The sequence below is a fragment of the Vibrio ezurae NBRC 102218 genome (genome assembly GCF_000467185.1).
In the GTDB taxonomy this organism is placed as follows: domain Bacteria; phylum Pseudomonadota; class Gammaproteobacteria; order Enterobacterales; family Vibrionaceae; genus Vibrio; species Vibrio ezurae.
In genome coordinates this window covers 1-5,399 of sequence record NZ_BATM01000062.1, presented here as the reverse complement: position 1 = coordinate 5,399, position 5,399 = coordinate 1, and the positions used below count along the sequence as shown (strand labels likewise).

Below are 5,399 nucleotides of genomic sequence, written 5' to 3'. Positions count from 1 at the left end.
AAGCCTGGCGATGTCCTACTCTCACATGGGGAAACCCCACACTACCATCGGCGCTATTATGTTTCACTTCTGAGTTCGGCATGGAATCAGGTGGGTCCACAATGCTATGGTCGCCAAGCAAATTTTGCTTTACTTTCAGCTTTTTAAAAAAGCTAAAGGTAAAATAATCTAGAAAGCTGTATTTAAAAGTCTCTGTCACACATTCAAAGTTCTTACTTTGAGTCCACAAAACCCCTTGGGTGTTGTATGGTTAAGCCTCACGGGCAATTAGTACAGGTTAGCTCAATGCCTCGCAGCACTTACACACCCTGCCTATCAACGTTCTAGTCTCGAACAACCCTTTAGGACACTTAAAGTGCCAGGGAAGACTCATCTCAGGGCTCGCTTCGCGCTTAGATGCTTTCAGCGCTTATCGATTCCGAACTTAGCTACCGGGCAATGCCATTGGCATGACAACCCGAACACCAGAGGTTCGTCCACTCCGGTCCTCTCGTACTAGGAGCAGCCCCCTTCAATCTTCCAACGCCCACGGCAGATAGGGACCGAACTGTCTCACGACGTTCTAAACCCAGCTCGCGTACCACTTTAAATGGCGAACAGCCATACCCTTGGGACCGACTTCAGCCCCAGGATGTGATGAGCCGACATCGAGGTGCCAAACACCGCCGTCGATATGAACTCTTGGGCGGTATCAGCCTGTTATCCCCGGAGTACCTTTTATCCGTTGAGCGATGGCCCTTCCATTCAGAACCACCGGATCACTATGACCTGCTTTCGCACCTGCTCGAATTGTCATTCTCGCAGTCAAGCGGGCTTATGCCATTGCACTAACCACACGATGTCCAACCGTGTTTAGCCCACCTTCGTGCTCCTCCGTTACTCTTTGGGAGGAGACCGCCCCAGTCAAACTACCCACCAGGCACTGTCCGCAATCCCGATTAGGGACCAACGTTAGAACATCAAGCATACAAGGGTGGTATTTCAAGATTGCCTCCACAAACACTGGCGTGCTTGTTTCAAAGGCTCCCACCTATCCTACACATGTAGGGTCAATGTTCAGTGCCAAGCTGTAGTAAAGGTTCACGGGGTCTTTCCGTCTAGCCGCGGGTACACTGCATCTTCACAGCGATTTCAATTTCACTGAGTCTCGGGTGGAGACAGCGTGGCCATCATTACGCCATTCGTGCAGGTCGGAACTTACCCGACAAGGAATTTCGCTACCTTAGGACCGTTATAGTTACGGCCGCCGTTTACCGGGGCTTCGATCAAGAGCTTCGACCTAAGTCTAACCCCATCAATTAACCTTCCGGCACCGGGCAGGCGTCACACCGTATACGTCATCTTACGATTTTGCACAGTGCTGTGTTTTTAATAAACAGTTGCAGCCACCTGGTATCTGCGACTCCTAGTAGCTCCATCCGCAAGGGACTTCACCGCCAAGAGCGTACCTTCTCCCGAAGTTACGGTACCATTTTGCCTAGTTCCTTCACCCGAGTTCTCTCAAGCGCCTTGGTATTCTCTACCCGACCACCTGTGTCGGTTTGGAGTACGATTCCTTATAATCTGAAGCTTAGAGGCTTTTCCTGGAAGCATGGCATCAATGACTTCACTGCACGTAGCAGCTCGACATCGTATCTCAGCGTTAAGAAAGTCCGGATTTACCTAAACTTTCCGCCTACATACTTGAACCTGGACAACCATCGCCAGGCCCACCTAGCCTTCTCCGTCCCCCCATCGCAATTATAAGAAGTACGGGAATATTAACCCGTTTCCCATCGACTACGCCTTTCGGCCTCGCCTTAGGGGTCGACTTACCCTGCCCCGATTAACGTTGGACAGGAACCCTTGGTCTTCCGGCGTGGGGGTTTTTCACCCCCATTATCGTTACTCATGTCAGCATTCGCACTTCTGATACGTCCAGCAGCCCTTACAGACCACCTTCAACCGCTTACAGAACGCTCCCCTACCCCGCACACAAAGTGTGCAGCCGCAGCTTCGGTGTATAGCTTAGCCCCGTTACATCTTCCGCGCAGGCCGACTCGACCAGTGAGCTATTACGCTTTCTTTAAATGATGGCTGCTTCTAAGCCAACATCCTGGCTGTCTAAGCCTTCCCACATCGTTTCCCACTTAGCTATACTTTGGGACCTTAGCTGGCGGTCTGGGTTGTTTCCCTCTCCACGACGGACGTTAGCACCCGCCGTGTGTCTCCCGGATAGTACTCAATGGTATTCGGAGTTTGCAAAGGGTTGGTAAGTCGGGATGACCCCCTAGCCTTAACAGTGCTCTACCCCCATTGGTATTCGTCCGAGGCGCTACCTAAATAGCTTTCGGGGAGAACCAGCTATCTCCAGGTTTGATTGGCCTTTCACCCCTAGCCACAAGTCATCCGCTAATTTTTCAACATTAGTCGGTTCGGTCCTCCAGTTGATGTTACTCAACCTTCAACCTGCCCATGGCTAGATCACCTGGTTTCGGGTCTAATCCTAGCAACTCGACGCCCAGTTAAGACTCGGTTTCCCTACGGCTCCCCTATACGGTTAACCTTGCTACTAAAATTAAGTCGCTGACCCATTATACAAAAGGTACGCAGTCACTCTCGAAGAGCTCCTACTGCTTGTACGTACACGGTTTCAGGTTCTATTTCACTCCCCTCACAGGGGTTCTTTTCGCCTTTCCCTCACGGTACTGGTTCACTATCGGTCAGTCAGTAGTATTTAGCCTTGGAGGATGGTCCCCCCATGTTCAAACAGGATATCACGTGTCCCGCCTTACTCGATTTCACTCAAAATGACATGTCGACTACGGGGCTATCACCCTTTATTGCGGCACTTTCCAGAGCCTTCGTCTGTGTCATTAAAAGCTTAAGGGCTAATCCAATTTCGCTCGCCGCTACTTTCGGAATCTCGGTTGATTTCTCTTCCTCCGGGTACTTAGATGTTTCAGTTCCCCGGGTTTGCCTCATTAACCTATGTATTCAGTTAATGATACGTACTTATGCACGTGGGTTTCCCCATTCAGAAATCCCAGACTCAAATGGTTATTACTACCTAATCTGGGCTTATCGCAAGTTATTACGTCTTTCATCGCCTCTGACTGCCAAGGCATCCACCGTGTACGCTTAGTCACTTAACCATACAACCCCAAAGGGTCTTGCTTAACGCAATACGTTTGCTACAACGTAGTATGACGTTTCCAAGGTGCGTTATCTCTTTATTATGAGCGAGATAACATTCGATTTTGCCGGACTCAAATTTGAATAACATCAGGCAATGATGTTATTCCCAAGAACACTTGAATGTGTGTTGGTACCTACATCATAAAGATATAGGATTTGAGAACTTTTAAATTTGATAAATAATGAAATCACATTACTTATCGTCAGCTTTCCAAATTGTTAAAGAACGAGATTCAAATAATTGAACCATTTTTAAATACACTCATCTTCTAAGAGAAGAGTACTTAAAGATGGTGGGCGATACTGGGCTCGAACCAGTGACCCCCTCCTTGTAAGGGAGGTGCTCTCCCAACTGAGCTAATCGCCCACATTATTTTGTTTCCTGCGGGAGGAAATGGTGGGTCGTGCAGGATTCGAACCTGCGACCAATTGATTAAAAGTCAACTGCTCTACCAGCTGAGCTAACGACCCAATGGTATCCCGTAGGGGAGTCGAACCCCTGTTACCGCCGTGAAAGGGCGGTGTCCTAGGCCTCTAGACGAACGGGACACTAGGTTTACTTTCACTTTTAAAAAGTGAAAACAAACTATTGAGATGTCTTGGGGGACATCTCGAATCTCTTTACTTTCTAAACCATATCAATCTGTGTGGACACTCATCGTGAGTAATCATCGTATAAGGAGGTGATCCAGCCCCAGGTTCCCCTAGGGCTACCTTGTTACGACTTCACCCCAGTCATGAACCACAAAGTGGTGAGCGTCCTCCCGAAGGTTAAACTACCCACTTCTTTTGCAGCCCACTCCCATGGTGTGACGGGCGGTGTGTACAAGGCCCGGGAACGTATTCACCGTAGCATTCTGATCTACGATTACTAGCGATTCCGACTTCATGGAGTCGAGTTGCAGACTCCAATCCGGACTACGACGCACTTTTTGGGATTCGCTCACCATCGCTGGTTGGCCGCCCTCTGTATGCGCCATTGTAGCACGTGTGTAGCCCTACTCGTAAGGGCCATGATGACTTGACGTCGTCCCCACCTTCCTCCGGTTTATCACCGGCAGTCTCCCTGGAGTTCCCGACATTACTCGCTGGCAAACAAGGATAAGGGTTGCGCTCGTTGCGGGACTTAACCCAACATTTCACAACACGAGCTGACGACAGCCATGCAGCACCTGTCTCAGAGTTCCCGAAGGCACCAATTCATCTCTGAAAAGTTCTCTGGATGTCAAGAGTAGGTAAGGTTCTTCGCGTTGCATCGAATTAAACCACATGCTCCACCGCTTGTGCGGGCCCCCGTCAATTCATTTGAGTTTTAATCTTGCGACCGTACTCCCCAGGCGGTCTACTTAACGCGTTAGCTCCGAAAGCCACGGCTCAAGGCCACAACCTCCAAGTAGACATCGTTTACGGCGTGGACTACCAGGGTATCTAATCCTGTTTGCTCCCCACGCTTTCGCATCTGAGTGTCAGTATCTGTCCAGGGGGCCGCCTTCGCCACTGGTATTCCTTCAGATCTCTACGCATTTCACCGCTACACCTGAAATTCTACCCCCCTCTACAGTACTCTAGCCTGCCAGTTTCAAATGCGGTTCCGAGGTTGAGCCCCGGGCTTTCACATCTGACTTAACAAACCACCTGCATGCGCTTTACGCCCAGTAATTCCGATTAACGCTCGCACCCTCCGTATTACCGCGGCTGCTGGCACGGAGTTAGCCGGTGCTTCTTCTGTCGCTAACGTCAAACAATACAGCTATTAACTATACTGCCTTCCTCACGACTGAAAGTACTTTACAACCCGAAGGCCTTCTTCATACACGCGGCATGGCTGCATCAGGCTTGCGCCCATTGTGCAATATTCCCCACTGCTGCCTCCCGTAGGAGTCTGGACCGTGTCTCAGTTCCAGTGTGGCTGATCATCCTCTCAGACCAGCTAGGGATCGTCGCCTTGGTGAGCCATTACCTCACCAACTAGCTAATCCCACCTGGGCATATCCTGAAGCGAGAGGCCCGAAGGTCCCCCTCTTTGGTCCGTAGACGTTATGCGGTATTAGCTATCGTTTCCAATAGTTATCCCCCACATCAGGGCAATTTCCCAGGCATTACTCACCCGTCCGCCGCTCGACGCCGTTATCGTTCCCCGAAGGTTCAGATAACTCGTTTCCGCTCGACTTGCATGTGTTAGGCCTGCCGCCAGCGTTCAATCTGAGCCATGATCAAACTCT

3 tRNA genes and 3 rRNA genes are annotated in these 5,399 nt (G+C 50.1%); all 6 read right to left on the bottom strand.

The annotated features are described in order from the left end of the window. Positions 1-2 precede the first annotated feature (2 nt). Positions 3-118: ribosomal RNA gene (gene rrf / locus VEZ01S_RS16240) — 5S ribosomal RNA — on the bottom strand. Between the two features lie 128 nt (positions 119-246). Continuing rightward, a 23S ribosomal RNA gene (locus VEZ01S_RS16235) occupies positions 247-3,134 on the bottom strand. A 334-nt stretch (positions 3,135-3,468) separates the two neighbouring features. Beyond that, positions 3,469-3,544: transfer RNA gene (locus VEZ01S_RS16230), tRNA-Val, on the bottom strand. 28 nt (positions 3,545-3,572) lie between these two features. After that, positions 3,573-3,648, bottom strand: a tRNA-Lys gene (locus VEZ01S_RS16225). A gap of 2 nt (positions 3,649-3,650) precedes the next feature. Then, a tRNA-Glu gene (locus VEZ01S_RS16220) sits at positions 3,651-3,726 on the bottom strand. Positions 3,727-3,853: 127 nt separating this feature from the next. Continuing rightward, positions 3,854-5,399: ribosomal RNA gene (locus VEZ01S_RS16215) — 16S ribosomal RNA — on the bottom strand; the annotation flags it as partial.